This window comes from Halobacteriovorax sp. RT-2-6, from assembly GCF_047085025.1.
In the GTDB taxonomy this organism is placed as follows: Bacteria; Bdellovibrionota; Bacteriovoracia; order Bacteriovoracales; family Bacteriovoracaceae; genus Halobacteriovorax_A.
In genome coordinates, this window is sequence record NZ_JBKIYH010000001.1 from 1 (window position 1) to 26856 (window position 26856).

The following is a 26856-nucleotide window of genomic DNA, read 5'->3' on the forward strand; positions in this document are numbered from 1 at the left end:
CGCTTGCGCCGAAGGTAGTGCCAGGGTCACTTGGTGTGAGACTAGGAAGATGCACCTTCTATATAAAAAGCCAGATCAATGATCTGGCTTTTTTTGTTTGTGGGTAAAAAAAATAAGTCACACTACTTCAAGATTGAATTTACCTTTTCAAGTACTTCCTCAACAGTAATAAGATTCATCATATCATCTTCTTTTATACGAAAGCGCCAAGGGACATCGTTCTCTGTTTTATGAAAGTAGTGTTCTAAGGCCCTAGGATAGGCATTAATACAGTTTTCTATTTGACCGAATGGTCCAGTGTATTCTGGAGGTACGGCCGTATATAGACCTATTACCGGTGTATTTAGCGCTGCTGCCATATGGGCAGGTCCAGAGTCTGGAGCAATCACCATTCTAGCTTTTAAAAAGACATTCTTAAGTCCATTAAGAGATGTTTTCCCACATAGATTTATGATATCGGCCTGTGATTCTTGTTCAATAGAATCACATATATCTTTATCGCTTGGAATTCCAGTTAGTACAATTGGTATATTGTGTAGCTCTTTTATTTTGTTTGAAAGCTCGATGTAGCGCTTTGTAGACCAAGTTCTTTGAAGTGAAGAAGCTTTTGGATGTATAACGATAAAGTCTTTTGGAGGAAGTTGTGAAACTTCTTCAGTCGTAAAAGGTAAGTTGAATTCGATTTCGTTTGAATTGATTCCTAAGTAATCAGCGAAGCCTAAAAAAGCGTCTACAGAATGCTCCTTCTTGAAAGGGATTGATTCATTGATGAATATTTTTTGTAGATCACGTCCTCTTTTTGAGTCAAAGCCAATTTTTCTCTTAGCTTTTATAAATGGGTAGATAAAATTAATTCTAAGGTTTGCCTGTGTACATAGAAGTACATCAAAGTTGTAAGGGGCAAATACACTTTTTAATTTAAAGTAGTCTTTTAACTTCTTTGGCTTATCAATTCTTATAAGTTCAATATCCTCAATTCCTTCGATTAAAGGGGCAAAGGTATTGCTCGTTATAAAATATATCTTAGCTTTTGGAAGGGCCTTGCGAATGCGATTAAGCATTGGAAGTGTCCAAATAATGTCCCCAAGGGCAGATGTTCGCATAATAGCGATTGATTTAATTTGATCTAATTTCATGTGGTTATTATAGTGATTTTTTGTGAAAAAGAAAGGCCCACTTTGCGTGGGCCTTAAAGTATTTAGCTAATAATTAAAATTAGAATTTTAATTGAACACCAGCTGCTGCCATTGATGCATCATTTTGTGTTGCACCAGTATCAACTTCATATGTTAGGTAAGTGATATTGAAGTCAATATTCTTATTAAGCATATATCTGTAGTGAGCTGCAATTTGAGTGTAGTCATTATTAAGATCTTTCTCATCACGATTTTGGTAAGTAACAGAGAAAACATTCTTATTTAGCATATAAGTGATACCAGCAAGAATACGATTAATTTCGCTATCAGCTACTGTCGTGTCGTTATTTTCAATACTGTAACCTAGATTGATCTTGAAGCTTCCTAGTCCAAGATTTACACCTGCTAGAGTGTAGTTGCTATCTTCAGTTGAAGCACTTGCCCATTGGTCATAACCAGCGTAAACGTCTAGATCTACCTTATCCATTTTTCTTTGGTATCTTACTAGACCTGAGTAGTGTGTATCGCCGTAGTTAGCTGTTGGGTCGTTATCATTTCCATTTCCACGATCTGTTGAAAGAGCGATTGTAAGACCACCCATACTTGGTGTTTCGTAAGAGAACATGTCTGTTCTTGCACGGTATCTAAAACCAAGACCACCTGATGCTGCTCCATCAATTCTAGCACTAGTATCAGAACCGGCCATTGAAGCTACTGTTGAGCTTAGTGGATCTGATTTTAGCATTACATAATCAAGTGGAGTATATGTTTGACCCATCTTGAATGTACCAAAAGAAGTCTTTGCTCCAACTGCAGCTTGACGCATTCTGATTCTGTAATCATTACCAGAGTTTGATTTACTTGAGTTAAGGCCCATTTCAAGTACGTAAGTACCTTCAATTCCTTCTGTTCCCCATTTTCCTGTAGCTCCTAGTCTAGACTCAGAAGAATCAACGTCTACAAAGCCAGAAAAAGAAGTTCTGTTTGAGTTTTCGTTGTCAGTGTAAAGTGCAACTCTGTTTAATTTTCCGTAAATTGTTGGCGCATCAATTGTTGCTGTCGCCGCGATTGCTGGAATTGCAACTAGCGTAGCTGCAACTGTCATTAGTTTTTTCATAATTCTCTCCATGAATAAATAATCTAATATAAATATTAAAACGAGAGGTTACAACATTGGCAAGTTAAATACCTGAAAAATATAATGATGATTTAATGAAGAGAGCATGGTATAAGGCAGCATGAAGAAAAATTTAGAAAATATGGTTTTACTTGGTACGGCAACTAGGCCTCATGGAATTAAAGGTGCTTTTGTTTTTAATCTTGAAAATAAAGTGAATAGTGTCCTTGAAAATGGCTCAACTTTTATAGCTATGCCTTTAAGCGGAAGTAAAATAAGTAAAGATGGCGAAGAGAAGGAGATTAAAACAATTTCTTTTGGTAATAAAGTCATCGCATATTTAAGTGGTGTTGATAATCGTAATATTACAGAAGATATGCTTCCTTTTGAAATCTACGTAAGTCGAGATATTTTTCCTGATATTGAAGATGAGGACGAGTTTTACATGTCTGATATTGTCGGTCTTGATGTTTATGACTTAGAAAAAGAAGCGGTAGTGGGTAAAGTTGATAAGTACTTTGATAATGGAGCTCACATTGTTCTAGTGACAAAAGTAGGTGGCAAATTTGTGGATATCCCATTTGTTGATCATTTTGTTAAATTAGTTAATTTAGAAGAGAATCGTGTGGAATGTTATATTCCACATCTAATGTAAATGAAGAAAGTTTGGGTCCTTACATTATTTCCACAATTTTTCACTGCCTTTAAAGATAGTGGAGTCATTGGTAAGTTCTTAGGTAGTGAAGTTGAGTTTAACCCTCTCTACCTTGGAGACTTTTCACCAAAGAGTTTTAAAGGTGTTGATGGAGCTCCGTATGGCGGAGGGCCTGGAATGGTTATTCGCGCAGATGTTTTAGAGCGTGGAATTAATCATATCCTAGAGACAGAATCTCTTGATAAGTCTCAGTTAGAGATTATTTATACTTCTCCTCGTGGTGATGTTTTTAATAACGAGGAAGCCAAGTTGTTAGCCAAAGACTTTCAACAAAATAATAAGCAGTATGTTTTTATTTGTGGGCGATATGAAGGGATTGATGAGCGCTTCATTTCTCAGTATGTAACTAAAATAATTTCTCTTGGAGATTATGTGTTATCTGGTGGAGAGTTGGCCGTCATGACTATTGTTGATGCTATGATGAGGTTTTTGCCTAAAGCTCTTGGAAATGAAGATAGCGCAATTCTTGATTCTTTTGAAGATGGACTTATTGAAGGTCCTGTTTATACAAGGCCTTCTGAGTTTAATGGCATAAAAGTTCCCGACGTTTTACTCGAGGGAAATCATAAGTTGATTGATGAGTTCAATCACAGTAAAAAACTAGAATATACAAAGAAGTATAGGCCAGATTTGTATAAAGCCTATATGAGAAATAAAGATTAAGGATATACCAAAGATGAAAGATAATATTTATCTAGGCTTAGTACACCACCCAATTAAAAATAAAAGAGATGATATTGTTACGACTTCAGTAACGAATCTTGATATACACGACATCGCAAGAAGTTGTCGTACTTTTGGGATTAAGAACTACTTTATTGTAACGCCACTAGAGGCCCAACATAAGTTAGTTAATAGAATCCTAGGACACTGGGAAGAAGATGATGCAGGAGCTTATAATCCTGATCGCCAAGATGCACTTGCTATTGCACGCCTAGTAAACTCTGTTGAAGAGGGAATCAATAAAATCAAAGAGATAGAAGGTGTTGATCCTTTGGTCTGTGTTACTGGAGCAAATTTTGAATCAAATAACGGTGTAGAAACTGACCTGATCAATAATGCGCGCCTTGACAAAAAGCCTATCTTCCTGTTATTTGGTACAGGATGGGGTCTTCATGCACAAGTACTCGAACGGGCACATTTTGCGCTTGAGCCAATTTTTGGTGGAAGTGCTGATGGGTATAATCACTTGTCTGTTCGCTCGGCAGTTGCCATCTATTTAGATCGACTGAATAGTGCCTCTGAGACCATGAAATAGAACTTACTTAAGAACAACACGGTGTTGGTCCTCTGAGAAGTTCAAGACGTTAAAGTAGGAGTTCGTAATGAATTTAGTAGACGTTGTAAATGAAAATTACAAGAACACAAACGTAGAATCATTCCCAACATTTAAAACTGGGGATACAGTTGCTGTTCACGCAAGAATCACTGAAGGTCAAAAATCTCGTATTCAGATTTTCCAAGGTGTAGTTATTGCAATGAAAGAAGCTGGAAAACTTACTGGTCACTTCAGAGTTAGAAAAGTTTCTTCTGGAATTGGTGTTGAAAGGGTATTCCCATTCCATTCACCAAACGTAGAAAAGATTGAGATCGTTCAAAGAGGTAAATCTAGAAGATCGAAACTTTACTACCTAAGAGATCGTTCAGGTAAATCTGCTCGTATCGCAATTGACTACGATAGAAAATAATCAAAACTATTTAAGTCATAGAAGGGCCCCTAGAAATAGGGGCTTTTTTTATTTTAAGGTCAAAAATGTTCGAATCACAGTTTGTCGATAACCATAAATTTATCTTAGCAACAGATGAAGTAGGTAGAGGACCTCTTGCTGGCCCTGTTGTAACCTGTGCTGTAAAGGTATCAATTGATAACTTGAAGTCTCTCGTCGAAAGGCTAGATTCAGTTGGTGTGACAGATTCTAAAAAATTAACACTTAAAAAAATGGAGAGTATTCTCAAAGAATTGGGAGTCGAGAAGTTTTCAAAATTCAACGAACATGAACTATTTCAATACAGTGTTGAGAAAGTTGCGCCAAAAAAAATTGATGAACTCAATATATTTCAGGCGAGTTTATTTGGAATGAAAAAAAGCTGTCATAATCTTCTTTGCGATTCAAGTTCAGTCGTTCTTGTTGATGGAAAGTTTCCATTCTCTTCAAAAAAAATTAACGATATTCATCCGATTATTAAAGGTGACTCAAAATCATCACTCATTGGACTTGCTTCAATCATTGCAAAAGTGTGTCGTGATCACCTTATGATAAGAGAGGCGAAAAAATATCCTCATTACGGATTTGAAAAAAATGCTGGTTATCCAACGGCCGTCCATCGCAAGGCCATAGAAGATTATGGTATCACCCCGATTCATCGAAAATCATTCAAAGGGGTAAAAGAATTTGTCACTCAGGAAAATAGCTAAAGGAAGTTCATTAGAACTTAGAAAGTCTCGACTTGTTCACTCTGAATCTGTTCCTCTTTTGGTTTGTTCGACAATGCTTCGTAGGCATGGTTGTGGGCAAGTCGATATAGCAGGTATTTATAAGCTAAATGGAGAGTTTCTCATTAAGCTGTTTGAAGTTAAATCGAGCGGTTTTATGTCAGAGTCTCAAAGGTTGAGGTTATTAAATAGTGCTCATTTTATCTCTTCTTATTTTGAAATATCGTGCATAGTGTCGCTAGTTTGAACAACATTTACCTTGCATCGAACGAGGCCTTCTTTTACAATTTTCATATGGTTAAAAAATTATTCTTAATTACTCTTTTTATTTCAACAACTTTTACTAGCTTCCAAGCAAAAGCAGATATGGATCCTCGTGTGAAAATCGTCGCTTTAAATGCAGGATATGGAACCGTTGGAGGAGCTCTGCTCGGTACTGCTGCCATGGCATTTGGTTCTTCGGGACGCTCAGTTGCAATTGGTGCATCTCTTGGTCTTTATGCTGGATTAATTTTTGGTGGGTATATTGTAGGAAGCCATGAGTACAGAAAGAATGATCGTATGCAGCCTAGCCAAGAAAATTATTATTATCCAGATACTAATGATAGTCCTTATCAAGATTCTCGCTACCAGGGTGGTGGTTATAATTACCAGGGATCAATTAATCAGGATGGCTTCTCTTTAGAAGGCCCGGCCGAAATTGGTTTTAAACAAGAGCGCCCAGGCCAAGATTTTTATGTGAATCTTTTAAATTATCAGTTCTGAAAAGTACGTTTTCTCTGACCGTAGAATTGTGAAAGCTCTGTATCGTCAGTTTCGAATTCGTTAATTAGAATATCCATTGCATCAAAGTTATAGATTTTGAAAACTTTTAAAAACTCTGGCGCAACATTTGAAAGTCTAACTTGATCACGTCTTTTATTTAATGCTTTGATTGTATCAACGAATACACCAATTCCTGAAGAGCCAACAAAGTTTAGGGCCGTCAGGTCAAGAGTGATTAATGAAGTAGGGTGAGTGTTAGTGATTGTAGCTAACTCTTGCTTAAGAGGAATGATATTTTCATAATCCATTCCACCTTCGATATGGACAGTGATATTTCCTGTTGAATCTGTACGTACTCTTGCTTGCATTGTCATTTAAACTCCTTCTTCTACAAAATAACAGCATCTAATAATTATTGTAACGCATTGCGTATTAAGATTTTAGATGGAAGTTATTTCTTATGTAAGTTATAAATAAGGGGAATCATTAAATATTAGGACTAACTTTGAAACTGACTCTAGTAACAACACCAATAGGAAACCTTGGAGATATAACTGAGAATATGCGTCAGGCATTTGTGAGTTGTGATCTCGTTTTGGCCGAGGATACTCGTGTTTTTCGCTCACTCTTATCAAAATTAGAAATAGAGCGTTCAGATTTAAAAGTTGTCTCATTTAATGATCATTCACAGGATCGTCTTAAGTATTTTCTTGATTTAATCAGATCGGCACAACACCCAATTCTTGTCTCTGATGCTGGAAGTCCTATCATTTCTGATCCAGGGCATATTCTAGTGAAAGAGCTCATTAATGAAGGCGGTGAGGTTACATCAGTAGCAGGGCCTAGTGCAGTTACTGTTGCACTTGAGTTAAGTGGAATGGCACCAAATCCATTCTGTTTTTATGGATTTCTTCCACGTAAAAAAGGTGAGATTTCGGCAAAATTCCAACAAGCATATCAGACAAATGTAACATCTTTATTCTTCGAATCACCACATCGTATTCATGGGACACTAGAGCAATTGTCACAAGAATTTCCAGAAGCGCAGGTAAGCGTTTGTCGCGAATTAACAAAGAAGTTTGAAGAGTGTGTACGCTTTAAAGCACAAGAATTTAAAACTGATTTGATTAATGCAAAAGGTGAGTTTGTTTTGGTTGTATCATGGCCTAAGCTAGAATCTGGAGCAACAGCATCTAATGAAGAATTTGAAAAGTTGGCCCAAAATTATCTCGGTAAGCAAACGCCGAAAAACCTTGCAAAACTTCTTTCAAAGATTACAAATCGAAAAACACAAGAGATTTATCAAGAGCTTACTTCTAAATAAACCTATTTTTTCAGTATCTTATTACTAGTAAAAATTTCTAATCCAAGTTAAAATTAAATAAATTGGAGTTAGAATGATCGTTAAAGTCATTGGAGGCCACGGTGGGGTCTCACCACAGTGTCGGGCCACATCGTACTTGGTGGATGATAAATTATTAATTGATGCAGGATCTGTTGCAACAGGTATCAGTGTAAAAGAACAGATAAATATAGATAATATTCTTATCTCACACTCTCATCTTGATCATATTTCTGACTTAGCATTTTTGGCCGATAATTGTTTTGGTTTAAAAGGTGACCCATTTTATATTTGGACATCTAACGAAGTTCAAACAAGTATTCAAAAGCATCTTTTAAATGATGAAATTTGGCCGGATTTTACTAAGCTTCCAACTAAAGATGATCCAACTCTTAAGTTTTCAAATATTGAAAATGGTGAAACAAAGAAAATTGGAGAGTATACAGTTCACGCAATTAAAGTGAATCACTTTGCAGGCTCTCTTGGCTTTATTATCGAAAAAGGTGATTGTGCAATCATCTTTACACAAGACACCGGGCCTACAGATGCAATCTGGCAAAAGGCCAAAACAATCAAGAATATTAAAGCAATCTTTTCTGAGGTTAGTTTCCCTAATTCTTATGATCAGTTGGCCAAGGATAGTCGTCACCATACTGCGCAGACGATGGGGCTTGAGATCGCAAAGATGCCTAAAGATATTCCAATTTACTTAGGGCATCTAAAGCCAAATTACTTAGACCAGTTAACGAAAGAAATTGAAAAAATTAATACTCATGGACGAATTAATATTATTGGTTCTGAGAATAAGAGCTATCAATTTTAATAGATTTTTATAGTCAAAAATTTCTTTTCGTGAGATATCTCTTGCCGTGAAAAATACAGATAATTTCCAAAGTCAAAAACTTGAAGAGTCATTTCTAAAACGTCTTACACTTTTATGTGGAAAGGAGAGTTTTAGACCTAAGTTAGATCATATCAGAGATTTTCTTTCTCAAGACAGACGCGTTATTGAAGCAAGGTCTAAGGTTATTATCGTAGGTGGTACTAATGGGAAAGGTGAAACTTCCCATAGCTTAAGTTACTTATATGAACGTGCAGGATTTACAAGTTGTCTATGGACTTCTCCGCATGTTTTATCAATCACTGAGCGCTTTAAATTGAATGAAAAGAATATTTCGATTGAAGTGCTAACAGAATTATTAGATGAGAATGAAGAAGTCATCAAAAGTTTAAAGCTCTCTTTTTATGAAGCACTATTTGTTCTTTTCATTAAATTTGCACTTAAGCATGAAACTGACTTTGTCATTCTTGAGGTAGGCTTAGGCGGGCGCTTTGATGCAACAAATATCTTCACAAGGCCAATTGCTGCTATTACATCAATTGGATTAGATCATACAGAAATTTTAGGCAACACATTAAAAGAGATTTTATTTGAAAAATATGGAATCACTCGTTTTGGTGGAAAACTTTTTGAAAATATTGAGCAGACATTTCTAAAAGATATTCTTTCTCAGTGGTGTGAGCGCGATGATATCACTTTAACTTCTGTATCTAAACAAAGTGATTTACCATATTTTGAAAGAAATAGGCAGATGGCCGTTGCGCTATTTGAAGAATCAACTCAGCAGAGTCTTGATAAGGATTCGTTGAAGAAAATTGAGTGGCCTCTTACACCTGGACGTTGGGATAGTATGCTGGTTGGAGATAGGGAGTTTGTTTTTGTTGGAGCTCATAACCAATTAGGCCATAAAGTACTTTTAAAAAGTATTTCAGATTGTCAGGGCAAAGAGTCATTTGATGTACTGATGAGTTTCTCCACAGGTCGTGAAGATCAAATTAGTAGTACGATTAAGCTCTATAATACTTATCCTTGTATTATTAAATCAGTGAATATTTTAAGCTTTCAGCACGAGAGAGCATTAAGTAAGGAAACACTTCAACAAAACTTAAAGACTGGCACAAAAGTGTATGAAATACACGATTTTCTCGATACAATATTAAGTACTAATGAGGAAATTGACACAGAAAAACAATCAAATATCGAATCACTTAGATCTGGTTCCAACAAACTTCTTGTTGTGGGCTCTTATTACTTTATCGCTTGTATGCAAAAGTATCTTCGTACTAAGTATTCAAAATAATATCTACGCAGATACTCCAAAAGTTTTAGCTTTTGGTGAAAATGATGAAGTCCAAATTCTTTCTGATAAAGCCTATCGTAAAAGTAGTGATAACTCTTATGAAGCTCACGGCAATGTTATTATCAAGCTTGGTACAGATACAATCTATGGTGAAAAGGCCAGCATCTCTCTTGCGACGAAAATTGGTAAGATTTGGGGAAATGTTCGCTACGCCGGTGCCAAATTTAATCTTTATGGAACACAGATTTCATACTCTCTTCAAAAGGCCGAGTTTTCGGTACAAAATGCAAAACTAGTTGATGAAAACTTTGTCCTAAGAGGTAAGGAAATTGTTCGTCATGATAGTGGAGTTTTTAAAGCGATTGAGGCGGAGTTTACAACATGTAAAGATTGTCCTGAGTCTTGGAGTATTCAAGGGCAAGAAGTCACAGTTGTGCCTGATGATTATATTAGTCTAAAGCATGCATTTGTTAAGATTAATGGTGTGATCATTGTTTATATCCCATATGTTTCACTACCTATTAGAAAGGTTAGAGAGTCAGGGCTCCTTTTTCCAACGATCGGTCTTGATTTTGATGAGGGCTTCTACTTTAAGCAACCAATTTATTGGGCAATTAATGATAATAGTGATGCTACTTTTTCACCGACTGTTTTTGGTAAGCGTGGAAATGGTCTAGCTCTTGAGTATCGTAACTCTCTTGGTAAATATTCTAATATCGAATTTGATGGGAAAACTGTAAACGATAAAATTTGGCAGCCAGGTAAGCTCGATCTTGAACCAAGTGGCAAAGATGAGATTAGGGGGGCGTACAAGTTTAACTATTTTTATCATCCAAATAATAAATTATCATTTTGGGCAAACTCTACTTATTTAACAGATCTTGATATTCAAAGTGATTATGAGGAGTACTTCGAAAAAAATATCTATATGGGTAGTGAGAAAGGCTCTCGTATTTCTACTGATTATATGGGTGATTCAGTTATCGCAAACTTATACTCTAGTTTTATGAGCAATAGTATCTTCAGTGATCCCGAAGGTTTCGATACTGATTATGTACAAAATACTGTGAGACTAGGATTAGGACATAGACCTTTTAATATTTTTAATTCGAAAGGTGTTCTATCAAAAATAAACTTTTATCAAAATCTAAAGTTTGATTACTTTAAACAAGATGTTGTTAACGAAAATCTCTATTATAGAAATATTCAGCGTTTTGACTATAACCCTTCCTTAGAGTTTGTTTTAAGGCCGATCTCTCATATTAATATAAAAATGGAATCGGGTCTCGATGCTCAATACTATGTACTTCCTACAGAGAAACTTGAGAAGCAAAACGGTTATAAGTATGGGAACTATGTTAATACTTCAATGTGGGTCGATATCGAAAAAATTTATGGACGTGCTTATATTCAAGAAGAGATTATCAAGCCTGTTTTAATCGAAGATGAGGAAAGAAACTTAATTGCTAAAATTCCACGTACAGAAAAAGAAGAATTAGACGTAAGAAAGCTTTATCGTTCTTCGTATAAACATAGTTTAAAATTCGGTGTGAACCATTTTTATTACAATGCTCAAAAATATCGTGGAAATAAGAGACTAGGGGATCAATTCGCTCTTCTTGAAGACAATGGGCGTTTTGATGAAAGAGATATTATTAGAGGTCGAAATAATACACTTCAAGATGTATCGACTCGTACTGATTTACCTGAATCAAATACGATTGAATTAGTGTTTAACAATAATATTTTAAAGAAAACTCCTAAGCCTAATTATCAGATGTTTAAGAATTTTAATTATCAACTTGATAATTATGAATATTCCAAAATTGCTTATTTCAATATCTCTCAAGGTTTAATCCTAGAAGATAATGAAGAGTCAACGATTGATACTGATGATAGGCTGACAAGGCTTGCAATTTTAAGTGGTCTTAACTTTAATAACTTTTCGCTTAATTTATCAGAGTATTATTTCCATACAGAAAGTAAGCATATTACTTCATTGACAATGAAGCATGATTTGAAAAGATTTCAATATGAACTAGGCTTCAACTACGACTCTTTCTCTGAAGATCGACGTTATTTTACTATTGATGTTGATTTTGAATTAAATGATATCTTTTCATTTAGAACTGGTTATTACTATGACTTCGAATTAGAAAGGGTATATGAATCTTATCTTGGAACTCGTTACAATCCACTTAATAATTGTTGGGTATTTGATATTGAATATCGTCAAAAGGATGAGTTTGTTAATAATAAATTAAATCTTGATCAATCAATCTCATTAAAGATTTTAATTAACTACAATGCTAAGAATTTTGATTCAGTCTTTGGGGTAACTTTGTGAGACTAGTCTTTATCGACTTTGAAGATAGTTTTACAAATAATATTCTCTCTTATTTTGATCAGTTTGATTTTCATATTGATATCGTAAACTTTCGAAATCTTTCTAAAAGCAATATTTCAGACCTCCTAGAAAATCAACTAGTCGTTTTAGGGCCAGGCCCTGGCCACCCAGAGGAATATTTAAAATCCTTTGTAAGTGTTGGTGTCAACTTTAAGGATGAACTTTCAAAGGCCAAGCGGATCATAGGGATATGTCTTGGTCATCAATTAGTTCTTAATATTTTTGATGAACTTCGAGTTGTGAGAAGCTCTAGGCCAATGCATGGTCAGGCCATTACGATGAAACTTGAAGAAGATGAGGATCTATTTGATTGTTTTAATCGAGAAGATAGGACTGAGCTAATTCATGCCAAGCTTCAGCGCTATAATTCTTTAAAAGTAGAAATTGATAGTGGAGAGTATAAGTCTGGTAATAAGGAGTGTCTGACTCAATTCATTTTCGACAATAACGATGAATTATTAATGGCATACCGCCCGAACTTCTTTTTTACGATGCAGTTTCATCCTGAATCAGTTGGTACCTCATGCAATAATATCCTCTTTGAAGCAATGAATAAGTTTTTAATGTAGAATTATTAGGATGAGATTTGTACTAGAAGGTATATACGACAAAAGAGGATTTAAATTTGCCAATGAAATGGCAAAAGGGGCCTATGGTTTTGATTTTAGACCTAGGAGTTTTAATTTTATCCAAGGTTATGTCATTGAAGAACTTTTAAAAGAATCACTTCTAAAGCTTGAAGATATTATTGAACTACATTTTGAAAATGATGCTCCATTTGTAGTGGATTCAATTATCGAACAAGTTGCAAAAATTCATCCAAATATCAGAATTAACTATGGTACTAGTGGACTTCACACTAAAGAAGAGTTGGAAAGATCTGGTAAACCTTTTTCTATTATTTTTGATATCTCTGACTCACAAGTTTACGAAAAAATTCAGTCTCACTTATGTCAAAGTGTCGTTTTCCTATATGATGATATTCATCAGATGGCGCAGCAGGGACAATTAAATAGCTTCATTGTTAATTTTTATACAAAGGTTATGTCTTCTAAGAATGAGAAGTTTGAATTAGGTATGAAACTAAACTGGGATTCAAATCTTTCAATTGGAATTATTGAGCAACTAGATCCTGACTATATTAAGTTTGAAATCTCATCTCAAGTTGAACGCTGTTATCGAAATATTGATGTTCCTAAGTTATCAGAATACTTTGGTGCTACGATAAAGGCCCTTGCTATTTAATAGCTTTTGATTAATAAGTAATCTATGAATATTTTACTCTCAAATGATGATGGATACTCTGCTGAAGGAATTCAGTGTCTTTATGAAAGTCTAAAAGATATCGCCAATGTTGCAATTGTCGCTCCTGATAAAGAGCGCTCTGCTACATCTCAGGCCTTAACTCTTCATGACCCAATTCGCGTAGAAAAAATTAATGATTACACTTTTAGTTGTAATGGCTATCCGGCCGATAGTGTATTAATTGGAATAAACTCTGTTTTAGACTTTAGGCCAGATTTGGTTATTTCTGGAATCAATCACGGGGCCAACCTTGGACAAGATATCTATTATTCTGGGACAGTTGGTGCTGCAAGACAGGCCGTATTTCAAGGAATAAGGGCCATTGCTGTTTCTACTGTTATGAGATCATCTGATGATGTTAGGCACTTTCAGACGGCCGCTGGAGTCGTTAGAGAGCTCGTTGAAAAGAAGTCTGAAGCATTACTTGCAATGCCTGAGTGCTCACTGTTGAATGTTAATGTACCAAATGTGTCGGCCAATGAAGTTGGAGAGATCGTTTGGACAACTCCTCAGATGAGAAGATACAGTGAAGAAGTCTATGAAAGGGTAGATCAAATGGGCCGTCAGTATTTTTGGATTGGTGGATCTCCTTTAGAAATCGATCCAGACACGACATCTGATCACCATGCCATAATGAACGGAAATATTTCGTTTTCTTTCCTAAACCTTTTGAATTTTTCGTCCGATGTATTCCATGAATGGGCGGCAAAAATTTCCAAATAATTTGAAATAATTGATCATTTTTGTCCTCATTTGAAAATTAAACGAATGAGGACGAATGAAGAAGTCATTGCTATTTCTTATAACATTAATGTCGCTACTTAGTTGTACGACCCTTAAAAATGGTCGCTATATTAAGTTAACGGATAATTATAATGCTAAGAAATTAGCAGAGATTTTTAGTATCCCTGAGTGGCAAATCGAAGAGTTTAATAAAGGTGCTGCCTTTAAAAAAGGTGATACGATCTTTCTACCTTATAAGAATGGTATTTTATATAATCGTGTTGAAGGACGATCTATTTCTTCTATTAACTATCAAAAGCTTCGTCAAAGCTCTCGCTTCCTTTGGCCTGTGCCATCATCTAATCGTGTAACTTCAGGTTATGGGCATCGCTGGGGCAGACCTCATGAAGGTATTGATATTGCTGCCCGTAAAGGGACATATATCGTTTCGGCCGATTCTGGTGTCGTTGTTTATAGTGGTAGGAAGTCAGGTTACGGTAATATCACAGTCGTTTCTCATATTGGTGGATTCTTCACTGTCTATGCTCATGCACATAAGAATTATACGAGAAAGGGACAAAAAGTTGCTCGTGGCCAAGTTATTGCTTCAGTAGGAAATACTGGTAAATCAACTGGTGACCACTTACACTTCGAAATTCGACATGACTCTAAGGCCTTTGACCCTCTAGAGTTTTTTCACAAGCACTAGGTCTAATAACTTAAAGTACATTAGAGCAGTGTTAACAGCATCTTCAAGTGCCGTGTGAGCAACATCACCCATATTTAAAAACTTCATAAGTTTTGAGCCTGACTCACATTCTGCTGGTATGATGTCCATATCAATGAGTCCGTAGGCAATACATGAAAGATCAAGTTGACGGTGCTCAAAGTAAGTTCTCATAAAATCCCAGCCAAGATCTCTTGTCATAAAAGGAAGATCAATCGCACTCATCGATTTTCCAAATAGTGTGATTTTTTTATTTCCAAAGTATTCTTTAACTTCTGGTGATTCAAAATATTTAATAAGCTCTTGTTTGAAGTCTTCAATTGCAACGCCTTCAGAGTGGGCCTTTTCAATAAGTTCTTTATTATGATCAATAACCCATTGGTTTAGATTTGGCTTTAACTCTTCAAAGCTTGGGCATTTTATATAAAAATGTTTTTGAAGTTCTTTATTAATTGTTTTTGTTTTTGCACAAAAGGGAACCATTGCAAATTCGATGATTAAATCTTTTTCTTCAAGTCCAGTAGCTTCAATATCGAATGATAAGTAACGCATAGTTTTTCCTTTTTTATATAAGTTTATAAATATGAAATAGTAATATTAGAATTATACTTTTGAATGATATCTTTTACTAGTAGGCCACATGCCAATTGATCTTCATTAATTAGGCAGAGTCTACATACTTCTTCACCATCACAACTAGATGCAACAGGTATGTTATGTTTTCTTAGGAATTCAAGAACTGTTAGCTCAAGTTCTGACTCGTTGACCTCTAGGGACCAACTCTTTTGTGAGGCATCTCCCTTGAGTGTTAATTGCATGTAAGTTGACCGTTTCTTGGATCTTTATATGTACTTAATCCATTATTGAGCTCAAGTACCGTAAGCTTACCAAGTGCAGGCGTATAGTATTGTGCCGTACCTTGTTCGTTCTTAGTCGTTCCATATATTTCAGAGATTGTTCTTTTTGGATTTTGAAGAACTAAAGATCTTTTTGTATTCATATACTCTTGCGCCGAGGAAACACTTGGAAAGTTATTAATTAGTTCTGTTAATACTTGAGCATTATATGTGATTCCATTCATGAGTAGGATATAGCGTCTACCTTGCTTTAATTCACTCATACAAAGTGCTGTGTAATTATCATTTTCAAAATTCGATAGTAGAACATCTTTGATTGAATTATTAATCTCAGGTAGGGAACTTGTAATCCCAATAATATAATTATTCTGGTCTTTATAATGAGAAAAAGTGTTGTAGTAAGATTTCTTAGGCCTTTTTAAGATGGCCATTTTTGAGTCATGAAGTTTTGAATCAAATGAGCAACTATAATTACCTCTTCTAAACAGGTAGTTGGAGTTGTAGCTATTTATACTATTATGATCTTTAGCAAATTTTGTTAATTTACTTAGTCTTTTTACATAACTAAGTCTTGCAAATAATTCATTCTCACGTACACCTTGAGCACCTCTAAAATACAATCTTTTCAAATCTTTATTCTTAAATAATTCGGCCTGATTATCTTTAATAAATTGTTCCAAAGAGTTTGAGGCGTAGATGTATTCACTAATGTTCTTTTCGATAAGCGTTAGTCGATTTTTGATTGCGAGCGGTTTTTTATAGAAATTTGCCATTTGAGAAATGGCATTCAAAAAAGCGAAATCATTTTGTTTTTGTGGAATACTGTTAATGAAGAAATCTTTTCCTGCAACCTTTGCAATCAATAAGGTATGAGAGTTGAGCGTAGTCGCGTGCGGAGAGAAGTATAATTGAGAGAGTGTAAAATTTAATATCTGATTACGATAGCTTGAGTTTGTTGATTTCGAGCTAATTATCTTACTAATCTCGGGTTCATTTTTTTCGTTATCTAATAAAATATTATTTTTCTTTTCTACAATAGGACAAGTATGGTTAATACTTTGAGAAGTATTTAACTGCTTTTCAACTTCAGAGCATCCGATAAGAGGGATTAATCCTAGGAGTATAATTAAAGTTTTAAATTGATTTGTATTAAGCTTTGTAATTATCATCTTTATGAAACTCTTCATTTTCTTCGTAATAAATCTCAAGCTCTGAATCACTCTCTGTACTGTAACTCGAATTAAAGGAATCATTTAGCTCTTGAATTAATTTTGTAACTTCTTTTTGTTTTCCAAAAATCTCAATTATTACCCAAAGGCCTTTGTCATTAACAGCAGTATGAGCAATATGATAGGCCATCTCTTTTGCATTTAAGAACTGAGTAACTTGATCAAATGCTTTTTCTTGATATGGTGTCGATCTGGCCGGTGGGGAAGGAATAAAATATGTAAATGTTTGTTTGTATTTTTGAGACTCAAAAGCATGAGTGCTATTATTTGCCGCTTTATTCCTGTTGAAAATACTCATCTATTCCCCGTAAGTTTTTGTGATTACGTTTAATTATAAACGTGCTTAAAGGTAAATGGAAATGTTTACCCATTTATTTTTTTTCTGCATTTTTCATTATTGTGCGTTATAATTTAATTGATCGACAGGATGTCGTAGCAAGAGATAGGCATGAAGCCGAAAAAATGGAGGGCCAGTTGCAGGGCCCTCTTTTTTTTACTCAAAAATCTCGTTATCAAAATTCTTATTCAATTCTTTAATAGTTAACCCATTGGCCATATTTAAAACTTTAAATTTTCCATCTTCAATTTTAAAGCTTCCACATTCAGTTACAACGTAATTAACGACACTTTTTCCAGTGAGAGGGAGAGTGCACTCTGGTAATAGTTTAGGCTCACCAGTTTTGCTATAGTGACTCATCATAACAATGATATTTTTAGCGCCATTGACTAGGTCCATAGCTCCACCCATTCCCGTTATTTTCTTACCTGGGATCTTCCAGTTTGCAAGTGAGCCTTGTGTATCAACTTCCATTCCACCAAGGACGCAGAAATCGATATGGCCACCTCTAATCATTCCAAAGCTCATCGAACTATCAAAAAAGCTTGCACCTTTTTCAACCGTAATAGTTTCTTTGCCTGCATTAATTAAAGTAGCCGATACTTCGGCCTCTGTCGGGTTGTCACCTACACCAAGAACACCGTTTTCACTATGAATGATATAGCTATGATTCTTAGGAAGCTGTGATGGGATTATTGTTGGTAGTCCAATTCCAAGATTAATCGTAGAGTTCTCTGTAAAGAGAGTTGTAACTTCTTTGGCCATCTGCTCTTTCGTCCACATAATTATGACTCCCTCGTTTTTAAAAATTCAATAGCATTTTCATAATTTGAACCTTGATAAATTCGCTGAACAAAGACTCCTGGTATATGCACATCTTCAGGTTTGATATCTCCAAGTTCAACTATTTCTTCCACCTCAACGATCGTTGTCTTTGCTGCCATTGCCATAAGAGGGGAGAAGTTTCTAGCTGTTTCTTTGAACCATAGATTTCCATATGGATCTGCTTTTTGTGCTTTGATAATTGCAAAGTCTGCGTGTAGCGCTTCTTCTAAAATACATGGACGATCAAATTCTTTGACTTCTTTACCTTCGGCCACTTCTGTCCCATATCCTGTTGGAGTATAGAAGGCACGAATTCCCATACCTGCCGCTCTAATTCTCTCACTTAGCGTTCCCTGAGGTACTAGTTCGATTTCTATTTCATTTGCGAACATGGCCGCTTCTAGGTCTGGATTACCTCCTACATATGAACAGAATCCTTTTGAGATCATTTTCTTTTTCAAAAGTTTTACAAGTCCTCGTCCAGAGTTTCCAATATTATTTGAAACAACTTTTAAATCTCTTAGTTCCATTTGAGCTAACTGATTAATTGAGTTTTCCGGGATTCCACAAAGGCCGAATCCGCCACTCATTATCGTTGAGCCACTTGTTACATCCTTGAGCGCTTCTTGGGCACTTGGGTAAATCTTACTGTACATATGAGTCCTCGATTATATTTAATAAATTATTTAAGCAAGCTTCTAGTTCTTTTGGTGCGTAATTTAGATACGGACAAAGGATTAGAGAGCGGTTTGTGATATTAATGAAAAGACCATTTGAAAGTAATTTGTTCCATAATAGAGAACTTTCTATGATTACATCACTAAGGTCAATGGCCATGAGAAGGCCAATATGCCTGATGGAATCTATCGCATGAGAGTTTTCTAATTTGATCTTAAATTGATTTAAGAGGTCATAGTTCTGGTTTCTTATTTTAATAAAATCATTCGATTCAATTAATGACATAACTTCATCAAGAACTTTTAATCCGATAGGGTGTGCAGCATTTGTAAGTCCACAGCTTAGTATATTGTCATCAAAGTAAGCTGCATTATCTTCACTGACAAAGACTGCTCCAAATGGAAAGAATCCACCAGAGATATTTTTTGCAAGACTAATAAAATCAGCTTCTAAATTTGTATAATTTTGAAAACCAAAATTAGTCATTGTTCGACCAAATCCACACACGACCTCATCTAAAATGAGTTTGATTCCATTTTCCTTGCAAATTTTCATGATTTCATCATAGTAGCTTTGTGGGGGAATGAAGACGCCATTGCCACCTGTTATAACTTCGATACAAATCGCTGCAATATCACTACTTCCAATGTCTTGAATGACTTTTTTTGTTTTCTCTAAGTCTGGATCATTAAAGAAGTTTGGAATGAAAGCGTGAAACCTTGAAGGAACACCCGCACCATCTCGGCGCCAATCTCCTGTTAGAGCAAGAGCACCCAGTGTCGCTCCATGATAGGAAGTTTCACATGATAGTATAAATTGGCGCCCTGTAATTTGCCTGGCCATCTTTATGGCATTTTCATTTGATTCGGCTCCTGAAGTTGTATAGAAGATTCTTCCGTCAAGACCTATTAGGTTAACGAGCTTTTGCGATACAGTCTCTTTTAGTTCAAATTGACATTTTGGGATTGCCATTGGCATTGACTTGATTTGCTCAATCATTGCCTTTTCTATTTGAATATTTCTATTGCCGAATGACTGATGATAACTTCCTGAAGAAAGGTCATAAATCTTCTGATTAGAAGATGTAATATAGCCCCATTCAAAAGTATTTTGGATATCGATTTTCTTGGCCTGGTTTTGTTTTGTCCATGTGTGAAAAAAAGGTAGATGGGCCATAAACTCTCACTTTAAAATCTAATTTCTCATAAAATTAGGGGTAGATGAATTTCTACATATTCAAAATTTTTGTCATATTTTTTGCAGCCTCTCCAGGCCTTAAATATTTGTGTTTGATAATTATAAAGTGCGCCACCACATGTTTGAGAAGGATCACTTGCTCCCTCTGGAGAGTAGTGTGAGCAAATTGATAAAGGATGGCCGTCGTGAGACATAAGAAGTTTCATAATAGATGCTTCATCCTTAAGTTCACTTCTATACTTTTCGACAAGATCAAACCTTGCATGTGTCGTTTTACTAATATTGTTTCGATCTTCTACTTTTCTAACTGTGCTACCAAGACAGTGATTTGTATGGAAGATTAGACCTTGTGGGTTTGTATTTAAAATTTCTTTTTGTGTAGGAGTGATCTCATAATTGAAGGCACTTTTTCCATCGCTTATAAGATAATTATGGCCTGATGTAATGGGAGCTTCCATTAGTAATTTTCCCATATCATTGAGGCTTTTTTGTTTTGCTGCTTTTCTTATTAATGCAGGCCAGATAATTCCATTTGTTCCATCTAGGACATTAATATTGTTAACACCAATGAATTGACCATGGTTATTAACGGCCATTAATCCTAAACAGCCGCAAACTGTGTAGATAAGTTCTTTTGTACCATTATCCTTATCGTCAATTTCAATTAGCATGAGATAATTTTTTGCACTTTGATGCATATCCCATGTCTGAGCAGCGATGCTATTTTTATCATCGATATATGAGACCGATGTACACCCTTCGTCTTGATTCTCACTATCGAGTTGAATATCTCTAAAGTCAGTGTAGTTATTTAGGATAATAATGTCTTTGATTGAAGTTTCACTGCCTTTCGCTATCCCTTCAATCTCTTGTGCTAGACTTGCATCAAACTTCATGGTTTCTTTAAACTGTAAGTTTGCAAACTCATCAAGTTTATCTTTCAAATGCGGTGACCTTTTAAGAAGAAGGCCAGTTCTAATCTCTATAAGTTCTTGTATTGCTTCTTTAAAAGTTTCACCGTGCTTAAGCCCATTTTCGTATGGGCCACAAGCATCGTATTTGAATATAGGTAAATTTAAGTCTGTCATTAACATGTAAAATACCACTTCTTACTTGTTTGGTTACCAAAAATACTTGGCGCTTTTAGTGTAAAAGCGTAAGAAGTGTCGTTAATAATTTTAAATTCTTTTTTAGCGTCAGCAGGTGACTCTAAATATGATACAGCTTGAGAAAGAGCATAAGCGTCACCATCCCAAGTTGAGATCATCATTAGAGGCCTTGATTCATAGACTTCTTCTTGCAGCATACAAATACCAATTTGTCCTGCGATGTGAATGTAGCTAGCATCCGGAATAATTCCATGGTCTTTTGAAAAGAGTTTCTTTTTATTATGAAAATAAACACTTTCGTTAAAGACAACTTTTGTTCCGTTGTCATGTGCGATTTTTATAATTTCTTTTAGTTCTTCATTAGTAAAATTGACTAAAAGATCACCAATGAAAAGAGCTAAGTAATCTTTGGTCGCAAGTTTTTCTTTTAGTTGGCCAATCGTATCTACTTTAGAGTTCGGATAGAAGTCTAAAACGCCTGAAAGAGTAGCGGACATAAAGCTTTGCTTACCAAAATAGTCATGGTTAAAAGATATTACTTTTGTTCTTTCTTTTTGATTTTTGATAAGAATCGATTTGAATATTTTTTCTACACACTCACTATGTCCACTCGCTGTAAAAAAGTGTTGTAGTTCTTTAGGTGCGATATCTTTGAAACGCTTAAGATTTGCCATAAAACTTTCATCAATGAAGTTTGAAAGACAGATCTTGTTTACAAGTGTTGGCATACTCTCGAATGAAGCAGCATTTAAGATAGGGGAAGTTGAGTACTTTAATTTCTCATTACTCCATCTCAGGTTTTGGCGATAGATGATAACATCGCGATGCTCTTCATCATCGAGATAATTCTCTTTTAGTTTCATCTCAATGATGGCCCCAAGAGAACAGTTTATAGAAAGCATTGCTCCTGCGTGAATATCACGGTTTCTTCCGTAGATATATTCGTTGCCATTGGCACTTGCAATAAGTGTTAGCGCATACTTTAGGTATTTTCCCATTCCTTGTGATTGCTCCATATTTATAATTGTTGTATCGAGCATATAAAGAGTTTTTGGACTATTGAAATACTTAACTAAGCGTAGTCCACTCTCATGAGGGAAGTGGGTAATTTTACCTGCAAATGAGATTCCTACCAGTTGTCTCGTATCGCTTAGTAGGGCCAGCGCAATTGAATCTTTACAATGAGCAATTTTTTCGAATTTCTCAATGCTTGTTTGTCTCGTTGGCTCATATGTATGACGTTGAATTTCTTCAATCTTGTGCTTGTAATAGTCGAAGTTTTCACCATCAATTTTAATTAATTCTAAGTTAAATTCTTCATTAAAGAATTTTTGGGCAAAGCTAAATGCCGCTTTGTCTTGAAGGTTCCCACTGAAGGCTTCCACTAATTTTGCATGCCATAAGTATTCATTGGGAGAATTTACTTTAGTCTTTGGAGTATATTCTAGTTTATTTGTTTCACCTTTATAAATTCGGTTAGCAATCTCGTTAATTGCGTCGAATAGATAGTCGATATCTTCGTTAGTCCAGGCCGTATTAAGTCTAAATCGTAGTGTATTATCTCCAGCTTGATAATAGAGTAGTCCTAGGTCAAAGCGGTTTGAGATAAAAGGTGCAATATCTTTTGCATCCGATAGATCAAAAGCAAATGCGACACCAAAGCATCTAGGTGATGAAAGCTGATCCCACTTACTTATAAGTTGATTAAGTTTATTTCTTGTATATTCTTCGATTGTTGCAATTTTGTAGCGAAGTTGATCGATTGCTATTGCTTGATAGTAACCTCTGATAACAGAAGAAGTTTGAAACTCATTATTCTCCCAGCATGGATCTTGTGTCAGTACAATTCCACTTTGGGCCTTCTTTGCACATGTAATATACTCAGGATTAATTTGATTTCCTTGTGAATCTTTTAGATCAAATGTTCTGTGCCAGAAGAAGTCACGTCCAAGTCCAAACCCTGTTTGAACCTCATCATAGATAAGTGCAACTTGATAAGATTTTACGATCAAATTAAGGGCCACATGGAAGCGATTTGTTGAATAGCGATCACCACCTTCGCATTGCATTGGCTCAACTAAAATTGCAAAGTGAGTATTCTCTTTTAGAACTTCATGAAGTTGCTTTAAAGAGGCGATTTCTGATTTAAGTAAATCATCAGCTTTACTTTCAAATTCTTTTAAATTTGCTTCAAAGCTTGGTGAAAATGGATTCTCCCATAATCTAATCCACTCTGGATCTATATCTAAAATAAATTGATCATTCTTTGTTTCAGGATAATCGATGAAAGTTGTTTCATGTCCTTCGATTTGATATGGCTCTCGCTTACTTGGATTCCAAGTCGAGAAAAGTGTTGATAGGAAGCGTCCGTGAAAACTGCCTTCAAAAGCTATGATTTTGTTTGCACCAGTATGGGCCCTTTTCATATAGGCCATAATAAGGGCCGCTTCATTGGCTTCCGCTCCAGAGTTCACAAATACTGGTGTAAGTTTGTCGTTAGAAGCTTTCTCTCTTAGAAGAGTTTTAAAAGACTCGGCGATTTCGATAAAAGTTGAATCGAGATAATTTCCTGTCCATGCACTTTCATGCATTGTTGTTCCAAAAAGGGCCGTTGCATTGAAACCAAGTCCTAGTGTGGCTATCTGTGAAGCAGCATCGAGGAGAAATTCTGGAGAATTTTCATCTCTTGTTTCCATCGCAAGGTATGCTCCTTGTGAAAATTTATGATGAGGAATATATTCTTTCTTCTCTGCAGAAGTGAAGTTATCCTTGTACATTGTTGCTAGCTTTTCTTTAGCGTGTTCGTGACTGTTTTTACCAATTAAGTTGATTTCCATCTCTTTAACCCTTAAGTGTTTTATATTATCTAACTTCTTTTTGAATCTTCTCTTTTAGAAAATCACTAAATTTGAGTCCTGTGTTTTCTAGCATTTTTGGAAACATTGAAATACTTGTCATACCTGGAAAAGTATTGATTTCATTTAAGTAGATATCCCCATCGCTTAAGAAGAAGTCTATGCGTGACAGATGTCTTAGCTTTAGGCATTTGAATGCTGTCTTAGCTATAATTTGCATTTGAGAGATCTGTTCATTAGTTAACTCAGGCGCCTCAACATAAGTTTTAGCTTTTGATTGCTCACTATATTTTTGCTCATAATCATAAAATTCATCACTTGCATTTACGATTTCACCAGGTTTAGATGCGTGGAGATTTCCTTCTTGCTCAAATACTGCAATTTCTAGCTCACGCCCTTTAAGTGTTCTTTCAATGAGAATATCATCGCTATACTCGAGTGCTTTATTGATTGCATCCACCAAATCTTCTCTATTTGTTACGTGGTAGCAACCTACTGAAGAGCCCTGACTAGCAGCCTTGATGAAAACGTCATTATTTGATTTTTCAAAAAAATCCACAACTTCACTTCGTTCATAAGGTAAATCTTTGTGAATCGACATCCACTTCGTATTTGGTATACCTAGATGATCAAACCATAACTTTGTCGTTACCTTGTTAAAACAAATACTACTTCCTTCATGGCGTGGGCCAAGGTAGGGAAGCTTATGCATTTCAAGGAAGCATTGTATTTCTCCAGTTTCTCCTGGAGGTCCATGAATAACTGGAATGACATAATTGATATATGGCCTTTCTGTTGCCGTTTCTAATATCTGTCCATTTAGGCTAACTTTTTGACCGTTTAAAGTAAGATCCCCCGACTTTGTCATTTCAACGACAATAGGGTTGAACTCTGGATTGATGGCGACTTGCTCTTTTATATATTGAGCAGAGCGAAGAGACACTTCATGCTCAGTAGACCCACCACCACATATGATTAAGATATTTTTCCTTTCCATGGAAACCTTCTTTTAAAGTGAATATATAAAAAACCCTAAAGCTTATGCTTTAGGGTATTTTAAACTATCTAGTGCCTTAAGTTTCTCAAGCATTTCTGCATTCGTCCAATTGAACGAACCTTTTGCTCCATGCTTTCTAACTGCTACGGCATTGTTTTCAATTTCACGATCACCAACAACGAACATGAATGGAATTTTAGACTTTTGAATTTGGCGAGTCTTATATCCCATTGTTTCATTACGATCATCTACGCTTACACGATAACCTTGCGCAAATAATTGCTCTTTAAGTTTGTGAGCAGCTTCCCCGTGTGCTTCATTATTAACTGGAACAATAACGATCTGCTCTGGTGCTAGCCAGAAAGGGAAAACACCTGCAACGTGCTCAGTGTAAACACCAAAGAATCTCTCAAGTGATCCAAGTAGGGCACGGTGTACAACAACTGGTCTTTCTTCGCCACCGTCTGCCGTCGTGAATTTAAGATCAAAACGGTCTGGTAGTTGGAAGTCTAGCTGAATTGTCCCAAGCTGCCACTTACGTCCAATTGCATCTGCAACCTCAATATCAATTTTTGGTCCATAGAATGCACCGTCACCTTCTTTGATAACATAATTGTGACCAGAAGCTTTTAGTGCTTCTTCAAGTGCGTTCTCTGCAATATCCCAAGTCTTATCATCACCAGCTTTCTTTTCTGGACGAGTTGATAAATTAACAGTGATATTATCGAAACCAAATAGCTCGTAAGCTGTGAAGATCATCTTCATTGTTCTTTGAATTTCTTCTTGAACTTGATCAAGTGCTAAGAAGATATGGGCATCATCTTGGCAGAATGAACGCACGCGAGTTAGACCTGCTAGTGCACCTGCTTTTTCATTTCTGTGAAGACGGCCAAAGTCCGCATAACGAAGTGGTAGGTCACGGTAGCTATACTTATAGTGCTTGAACATTAGCATGTGACATGGGCAGTTCATTGGTTTTACCGCATATTCACGATCGTCAATCTTTGAAAAAAACATGTCGTCTTTGTAGTGCTCATAGTGACCAGAAGTATGCCAAAGAGAGCTATCTAAGATTTGAGGCGTGATAACTTCATCGTATTCATAGATACGGTATAGTCTTCTAATATAGTTCACAAGTTCGTTAATAACGATTGTTCCTTTTGGCATAAAGAAAGGAGCACCTGGAGCAACTGGCTCAAAGTGGAATAATTCTAGTTCTTTTCCTAGCTTTCTGTGATCACGCTTTTTTGCTTCCTCAAGCATCATAAGATGTTGCTTAAGTTCTTTCTTATCTGAGAACGAAGCAGCATAAATTCTTTGCATAACTTCACGCTTTTCATCACCACGCCAGTATGCACCCGCAATACTAAGAAGCTTAAAACCTTGTGGTAGGTCAGTTGTATTTTCTACGTGTGGCCCACGACAAAGGTCAATGAATTCACCTTGTGAATAACAGCTAACTTCTTCGTCTTCAGGGATTGCTTCAATAAGTTCTACTTTAAGTTCCTGACCTTGCGACTTGAAGAATTCAACAGCCTCAGTTCTAGTCATAACTTTTCTTTCGATTGGTAATTTTTCTTTGATGATTGTTTTCATCATATCTTCAATTTTTGGAAGATCTTCCTCGCCCAGGGTTCGATCCATCAGAATGTCGTAGTAGAAGCCATTTTCAATAACAGGTCCAACGCCAAATTGAACGCTCTCATTAGGATAAAGTCTTGAAATTGCTTGCGCCATTAAGTGGGCGCTCGAGTGTCTGATTGTGTCTAAATCGTACTTGGGCATGTAATCTCCATAAAATTTTGGAATAATTCCTACTTTAAAGGCCCATAATATCAAATAATTAAAGGGTTCATCAATATTTTGAGTGTAATTATTTTAGTTATTATAAAGAGTTTTGACGGGCAGCGTGATGACATGTTATGAACATGTTGTGGTAAGATTCCACAAAATTCTCACA

At 35.8% G+C, this 26856-nt stretch carries 28 protein-coding genes; 14 read left to right on the forward strand and 14 right to left on the reverse strand.

What is annotated here, in order from left to right; all coding sequences use genetic code 11:
• Positions 1-122: 122 nt before the first annotated feature.
• Positions 123-1136, reverse strand: coding sequence for a glycosyltransferase family 9 protein (locus ACMAYS_RS00005; RefSeq protein WP_412462495.1), 1014 nt, complete (start codon positions 1134-1136; stop codon positions 123-125).
• A gap of 79 nt (positions 1137-1215) precedes the next feature.
• On the reverse strand, positions 1216-2253 hold the full coding sequence (locus ACMAYS_RS00010) for a porin (RefSeq protein WP_158246790.1): 1038 nt from the start codon (positions 2251-2253) through the stop codon (positions 1216-1218).
• A gap of 121 nt (positions 2254-2374) precedes the next feature.
• Here ACMAYS_RS00010 and rimM point away from each other — a divergent pair, with 121 nt between their 5' ends.
• The 6 genes from rimM to ACMAYS_RS00040 all read left to right on the forward strand — a co-directional run bounded on the left by rimM (position 2375) and on the right by ACMAYS_RS00040 (position 6167).
• On the forward strand, positions 2375-2908 hold the full coding sequence (rimM, locus tag ACMAYS_RS00015; RefSeq protein WP_103216953.1) for a ribosome maturation factor RimM: 534 nt from the start codon (positions 2375-2377) through the stop codon (positions 2906-2908).
• Positions 2909-3631, forward strand: coding sequence for a tRNA (guanosine(37)-N1)-methyltransferase TrmD (trmD, locus tag ACMAYS_RS00020; RefSeq protein ID WP_103216954.1), 723 nt, complete (start codon positions 2909-2911; stop codon positions 3629-3631).
• Positions 3632-3644: 13 nt separating this feature from the next.
• Positions 3645-4226, forward strand: a complete 582-nt coding sequence (locus tag ACMAYS_RS00025; RefSeq protein ID WP_103216955.1) for an RNA methyltransferase — start codon at positions 3645-3647, stop codon at positions 4224-4226.
• A 67-nt stretch (positions 4227-4293) separates the two neighbouring features.
• Entirely contained in the window at positions 4294-4656 is a 363-nt protein-coding gene (gene rplS, locus ACMAYS_RS00030; RefSeq protein WP_103216956.1) for a 50S ribosomal protein L19, read from the forward strand.
• A 65-nt stretch (positions 4657-4721) separates the two neighbouring features.
• A complete protein-coding gene (locus ACMAYS_RS00035) occupies positions 4722-5384 on the forward strand; it encodes a ribonuclease HII (RefSeq protein WP_392992259.1) in 663 nt (220 codons plus the stop codon).
• A 312-nt stretch (positions 5385-5696) separates the two neighbouring features.
• Positions 5697-6167, forward strand: a complete 471-nt coding sequence (locus ACMAYS_RS00040; protein WP_103216958.1) for a hypothetical protein — start codon at positions 5697-5699, stop codon at positions 6165-6167.
• Here the strand turns inward: ACMAYS_RS00040 and ACMAYS_RS00045 are convergent.
• On the reverse strand, positions 6158-6541 hold the full coding sequence (locus ACMAYS_RS00045) for an STAS domain-containing protein (protein ID WP_103216959.1): 384 nt from the start codon (positions 6539-6541) through the stop codon (positions 6158-6160). The genes ACMAYS_RS00040 and ACMAYS_RS00045 overlap by 10 nt on opposite strands.
• Before the next feature lie 131 nt (positions 6542-6672).
• On the opposite strand from ACMAYS_RS00045, the gene rsmI reads away from it, so the two are divergent.
• The 8 genes from rsmI (at position 6673) to ACMAYS_RS00085 (ending at position 14794) form a co-directional block, all read left to right on the forward strand.
• On the forward strand, positions 6673-7491 hold the full coding sequence (gene rsmI / locus ACMAYS_RS00050) for a 16S rRNA (cytidine(1402)-2'-O)-methyltransferase (RefSeq protein ID WP_412462496.1): 819 nt from the start codon (positions 6673-6675) through the stop codon (positions 7489-7491).
• 73 nt (positions 7492-7564) lie between these two features.
• A complete protein-coding gene (locus tag ACMAYS_RS00055) occupies positions 7565-8332 on the forward strand; it encodes an MBL fold metallo-hydrolase (RefSeq protein WP_412462497.1) in 768 nt (255 codons plus the stop codon).
• Between the two features lie 46 nt (positions 8333-8378).
• The gene (locus tag ACMAYS_RS00060; RefSeq protein ID WP_412462498.1) at positions 8379-9650 is read left to right on the forward strand and encodes a hypothetical protein; all 1272 of its coding nucleotides are present in this window, start codon (positions 8379-8381) and stop codon (positions 9648-9650) included.
• The gene (locus ACMAYS_RS00065; RefSeq protein ID WP_103216963.1) at positions 9586-11997 is read left to right on the forward strand and encodes an LPS-assembly protein LptD; all 2412 of its coding nucleotides are present in this window, start codon (positions 9586-9588) and stop codon (positions 11995-11997) included. Before ACMAYS_RS00060 ends, ACMAYS_RS00065 begins: the two co-directional genes overlap by 65 nt.
• Positions 11994-12626 carry an aminodeoxychorismate/anthranilate synthase component II gene (locus ACMAYS_RS00070; protein WP_103216964.1) on the forward strand — a complete coding sequence of 211 codons (633 nt, stop codon included), beginning with the start codon at positions 11994-11996 and terminating at the stop codon, positions 12624-12626. Before ACMAYS_RS00065 ends, ACMAYS_RS00070 begins: the two co-directional genes overlap by 4 nt.
• Before the next feature lie 10 nt (positions 12627-12636).
• A complete protein-coding gene (locus ACMAYS_RS00075) occupies positions 12637-13302 on the forward strand; it encodes a hypothetical protein (protein ID WP_103216965.1) in 666 nt (221 codons plus the stop codon).
• A 24-nt stretch (positions 13303-13326) separates the two neighbouring features.
• The gene (surE, locus tag ACMAYS_RS00080; protein ID WP_412462499.1) at positions 13327-14085 is read left to right on the forward strand and encodes a 5'/3'-nucleotidase SurE; all 759 of its coding nucleotides are present in this window, start codon (positions 13327-13329) and stop codon (positions 14083-14085) included.
• A gap of 55 nt (positions 14086-14140) precedes the next feature.
• A complete protein-coding gene (locus ACMAYS_RS00085; RefSeq protein ID WP_103216967.1) occupies positions 14141-14794 on the forward strand; it encodes a M23 family metallopeptidase in 654 nt (217 codons plus the stop codon).
• Here ACMAYS_RS00085 and ACMAYS_RS00090 read toward each other — a convergent pair.
• The 11 genes from ACMAYS_RS00090 to thrS all read right to left on the reverse strand — a co-directional run bounded on the left by ACMAYS_RS00090 (position 14771) and on the right by thrS (position 26681).
• On the reverse strand, positions 14771-15364 hold the full coding sequence (locus tag ACMAYS_RS00090) for an exonuclease domain-containing protein (protein ID WP_103216968.1): 594 nt from the start codon (positions 15362-15364) through the stop codon (positions 14771-14773). The genes ACMAYS_RS00085 and ACMAYS_RS00090 overlap by 24 nt on opposite strands.
• A 23-nt stretch (positions 15365-15387) precedes the next feature.
• The gene (locus tag ACMAYS_RS00095) at positions 15388-15630 is read right to left on the reverse strand and encodes a hypothetical protein (protein WP_103216969.1); all 243 of its coding nucleotides are present in this window, start codon (positions 15628-15630) and stop codon (positions 15388-15390) included.
• Positions 15621-16856 (reverse strand): hypothetical protein, encoded by a 1236-nt coding sequence (locus ACMAYS_RS00100; protein WP_158246792.1) that lies wholly within the window; start codon positions 16854-16856, stop codon positions 15621-15623. Before ACMAYS_RS00100 ends, ACMAYS_RS00095 begins: the two co-directional genes overlap by 10 nt.
• A complete protein-coding gene (locus ACMAYS_RS00105) occupies positions 16819-17196 on the reverse strand; it encodes a hypothetical protein (protein ID WP_103216971.1) in 378 nt (125 codons plus the stop codon). Before ACMAYS_RS00105 ends, ACMAYS_RS00100 begins: the two co-directional genes overlap by 38 nt.
• 195 nt (positions 17197-17391) lie before the next feature.
• Positions 17392-18018, reverse strand: coding sequence for a 3-oxoacid CoA-transferase subunit B (locus tag ACMAYS_RS00110; RefSeq protein ID WP_103216972.1), 627 nt, complete (start codon positions 18016-18018; stop codon positions 17392-17394).
• Positions 18019-18020: 2 nt separating this feature from the next.
• Positions 18021-18716, reverse strand: a complete 696-nt coding sequence (locus ACMAYS_RS00115) for a CoA transferase subunit A (protein WP_103216973.1) — start codon at positions 18714-18716, stop codon at positions 18021-18023.
• Complete coding sequence (locus ACMAYS_RS00120; RefSeq protein ID WP_412462500.1) at positions 18706-19914, reverse strand: aminotransferase class III-fold pyridoxal phosphate-dependent enzyme; 1209 nt, start codon at positions 19912-19914, stop codon at positions 18706-18708. The genes ACMAYS_RS00115 and ACMAYS_RS00120 overlap by 11 nt, the downstream gene beginning before the upstream one ends.
• Before the next feature lie 26 nt (positions 19915-19940).
• On the reverse strand, positions 19941-21023 hold the full coding sequence (locus tag ACMAYS_RS00125) for a C45 family autoproteolytic acyltransferase/hydolase (protein WP_158246793.1): 1083 nt from the start codon (positions 21021-21023) through the stop codon (positions 19941-19943).
• Entirely contained in the window at positions 21023-23881 is a 2859-nt protein-coding gene (locus tag ACMAYS_RS00130) for an aminotransferase class III-fold pyridoxal phosphate-dependent enzyme (RefSeq protein ID WP_412462501.1), read from the reverse strand. The genes ACMAYS_RS00125 and ACMAYS_RS00130 overlap by 1 nt, the downstream gene beginning before the upstream one ends.
• A gap of 25 nt (positions 23882-23906) precedes the next feature.
• Entirely contained in the window at positions 23907-24896 is a 990-nt protein-coding gene (locus ACMAYS_RS00135) for a D-alanine--D-alanine ligase (RefSeq protein WP_103216977.1), read from the reverse strand.
• 42 nt (positions 24897-24938) lie between these two features.
• Positions 24939-26681, reverse strand: a complete 1743-nt coding sequence (gene thrS, locus ACMAYS_RS00140; RefSeq protein ID WP_392992242.1) for a threonine--tRNA ligase — start codon at positions 26679-26681, stop codon at positions 24939-24941.
• Positions 26682-26856: the final 175 nt, after the last annotated feature.

Bases quoted from the DNA above. Each gene is read 5' to 3' on its own strand.
- ACMAYS_RS00005 (WP_412462495.1), bottom strand. From the start codon at position 1,136: ATGAAATTAGATCAAATTAAATCAATCGCTATTATGCGAACATCTGCC.
- ACMAYS_RS00010 (WP_158246790.1), bottom strand. From the start codon at position 2,253: ATGAAAAAACTAATGACAGTTGCAGCTACGCTAGTTGCAATTCCAGCA.
- rimM (WP_103216953.1), top strand. From the start codon at position 2,375: ATGAAGAAAAATTTAGAAAATATGGTTTTACTTGGTACGGCAACTAGG.
- trmD (WP_103216954.1), top strand. From the start codon at position 2,909: ATGAAGAAAGTTTGGGTCCTTACATTATTTCCACAATTTTTCACTGCC.
- ACMAYS_RS00025 (WP_103216955.1), top strand. From the start codon at position 3,645: ATGAAAGATAATATTTATCTAGGCTTAGTACACCACCCAATTAAAAAT.
- rplS (WP_103216956.1), top strand. From the start codon at position 4,294: ATGAATTTAGTAGACGTTGTAAATGAAAATTACAAGAACACAAACGTA.
- ACMAYS_RS00035 (WP_392992259.1), top strand. From the start codon at position 4,722: ATGTTCGAATCACAGTTTGTCGATAACCATAAATTTATCTTAGCAACA.
- ACMAYS_RS00040 (WP_103216958.1), top strand. From the start codon at position 5,697: ATGGTTAAAAAATTATTCTTAATTACTCTTTTTATTTCAACAACTTTT.
- ACMAYS_RS00045 (WP_103216959.1), bottom strand. From the start codon at position 6,541: ATGACAATGCAAGCAAGAGTACGTACAGATTCAACAGGAAATATCACT.
- ACMAYS_RS00055 (WP_412462497.1), top strand. From the start codon at position 7,565: ATGATCGTTAAAGTCATTGGAGGCCACGGTGGGGTCTCACCACAGTGT.
- ACMAYS_RS00075 (WP_103216965.1), top strand. From the start codon at position 12,637: ATGAGATTTGTACTAGAAGGTATATACGACAAAAGAGGATTTAAATTT.
- surE (WP_412462499.1), top strand. From the start codon at position 13,327: ATGAATATTTTACTCTCAAATGATGATGGATACTCTGCTGAAGGAATT.
- ACMAYS_RS00085 (WP_103216967.1), top strand. From the start codon at position 14,141: ATGAAGAAGTCATTGCTATTTCTTATAACATTAATGTCGCTACTTAGT.
- ACMAYS_RS00090 (WP_103216968.1), bottom strand. From the start codon at position 15,364: ATGCGTTACTTATCATTCGATATTGAAGCTACTGGACTTGAAGAAAAA.
- ACMAYS_RS00095 (WP_103216969.1), bottom strand. From the start codon at position 15,630: ATGCAATTAACACTCAAGGGAGATGCCTCACAAAAGAGTTGGTCCCTA.
- ACMAYS_RS00100 (WP_158246792.1), bottom strand. From the start codon at position 16,856: ATGAAGAGTTTCATAAAGATGATAATTACAAAGCTTAATACAAATCAA.
- ACMAYS_RS00105 (WP_103216971.1), bottom strand. From the start codon at position 17,196: ATGAGTATTTTCAACAGGAATAAAGCGGCAAATAATAGCACTCATGCT.
- ACMAYS_RS00110 (WP_103216972.1), bottom strand. From the start codon at position 18,018: ATGTGGACGAAAGAGCAGATGGCCAAAGAAGTTACAACTCTCTTTACA.
- ACMAYS_RS00115 (WP_103216973.1), bottom strand. From the start codon at position 18,716: ATGTACAGTAAGATTTACCCAAGTGCCCAAGAAGCGCTCAAGGATGTA.
- ACMAYS_RS00120 (WP_412462500.1), bottom strand. From the start codon at position 19,914: ATGGCCCATCTACCTTTTTTTCACACATGGACAAAACAAAACCAGGCC.
- ACMAYS_RS00125 (WP_158246793.1), bottom strand. From the start codon at position 21,023: ATGACAGACTTAAATTTACCTATATTCAAATACGATGCTTGTGGCCCA.
- ACMAYS_RS00130 (WP_412462501.1), bottom strand. From the start codon at position 23,881: ATGGAAATCAACTTAATTGGTAAAAACAGTCACGAACACGCTAAAGAA.
- ACMAYS_RS00135 (WP_103216977.1), bottom strand. From the start codon at position 24,896: ATGGAAAGGAAAAATATCTTAATCATATGTGGTGGTGGGTCTACTGAG.
- thrS (WP_392992242.1), bottom strand. From the start codon at position 26,681: ATGCCCAAGTACGATTTAGACACAATCAGACACTCGAGCGCCCACTTA.